2 protein-coding genes are annotated in these 1,166 nt (G+C 69.4%); one reads left to right on the top strand and one right to left on the bottom strand.

Features of this window, described 5'->3' with window-relative positions:
• Nucleotides 1-256, top strand: a 256-nt coding sequence (locus R1101_RS0123930) for a M23 family metallopeptidase (protein ID WP_016935684.1), incomplete at its 5' end; no start/stop codon positions are given.
• 5 nt (nucleotides 257-261) lie between these two features.
• On the opposite strand, the gene R1101_RS28560 is transcribed toward R1101_RS0123930, so the two are convergent.
• The coding region (locus tag R1101_RS28560; protein ID WP_016935683.1) for a MinD/ParA family ATP-binding protein at nucleotides 262-1,166 on the bottom strand (905 nt) is incomplete at its 5' end.

The following is a 1,166-nucleotide window of genomic DNA, read 5'->3' as shown; positions in this document are numbered from 1 at the left end:
CGGCACCGTGGCGGGCAAGCCCGTGGTCTCCATCGATCACGAGGGCGGCCTGCGCACCACCTACGAACCCGTCGACGCCACGATCACCGCCGGTCGCCGGGTGACGAGAGGCGATCCCATCGGCACCGTCGCCGCCGGCCACGAAGGATGCGTCTCCCCCGCATGTCTGCACTGGGGGCTGCGCCGCGGACGCGCCGACTACCTCGATCCGCTCCCCCTCGTGCAGCGTCCGGTGATCCGGCTGCTGCCCGTATGAGACGGTCAGTGCTCCGTGCGCCGACCCGGCTGGTGCCCCGCGTGCCGGCCCGGCTGGTGCCCCGCGTGCCGGCCCGAGACGGCGGGGAAGTCGTCGGCGACCATCGCGGCCAATTCGACGAACGCGGTCCGGGTCGCGGGCCGGAGCCGATCGAGATCGATCTCGGCACCCTCGGCAAGATGCTCGTCGAACGGAATCACCTTCACCGCGCGGCAGCGAGCGAGGAAGTGCGCGGTCAACGCGTCCATGTCGATGCTCGCCGAACCCGGCCGGGGAGAACTGACGACCACGACCGTCCGTTCGACCAGCGCGGAGAAGCCGTGCGCCTGTAGCCAGTCGAGTGTCGCGGCAGCACTGCGCGCCGCGTCCACCGCCGGCGACGCGACGAGCACGAGGGTGTTCGCCAGGTCCAGCACTCCGCGCATGACCGAGTGCATGATCCCGGTTCCACAATCGGTGACGATGACGTTGTAGTAGACCTGCAGGATGTCGACGACGCGACGGTAGTCCTCCTCGCTGAACGCTTCCGATGCAGCGGGATCACGTTCGCTCGCAAGCACTTCGAGTCGACTCGGCGCCTGCGAGGTGTAGGCGCGCACATCCGAGTACCGGCGGATCCCCGACGCATTCGCGAGCAGATCGCGCACCGTCGACGTGGTCTGCTGCGGAATCCGTTGGGCGAGGGTGCCGAAGTCCGGATTCGCGTCGACGGCGATGACGCAGTCGCCACGCAACGAGGCGAACGTCGATCCCAGCCCGACGGTGGTGGTGGTCTTTCCCACCCCACCTTTCAAGGACAGCACCGCGATCCGGTAGTCGCCCGGGACCGGCTGGCGGATCCGGGCGACGAGTTCCTCGCGGCGCTCGCTGCTTCCGCCGTCGAGTCTCGCCCCGGTGAGTCTGCCGACAC

This window comes from Rhodococcus sp. R1101 (assembly GCF_000278445.1).
Classification (GTDB): domain Bacteria; phylum Actinomycetota; class Actinomycetes; order Mycobacteriales; family Mycobacteriaceae; genus Rhodococcus; species Rhodococcus gordoniae.
Note: the sequence above shows the minus strand (reverse complement) of the source record. Positions and strands in the feature narration are given on the sequence as shown.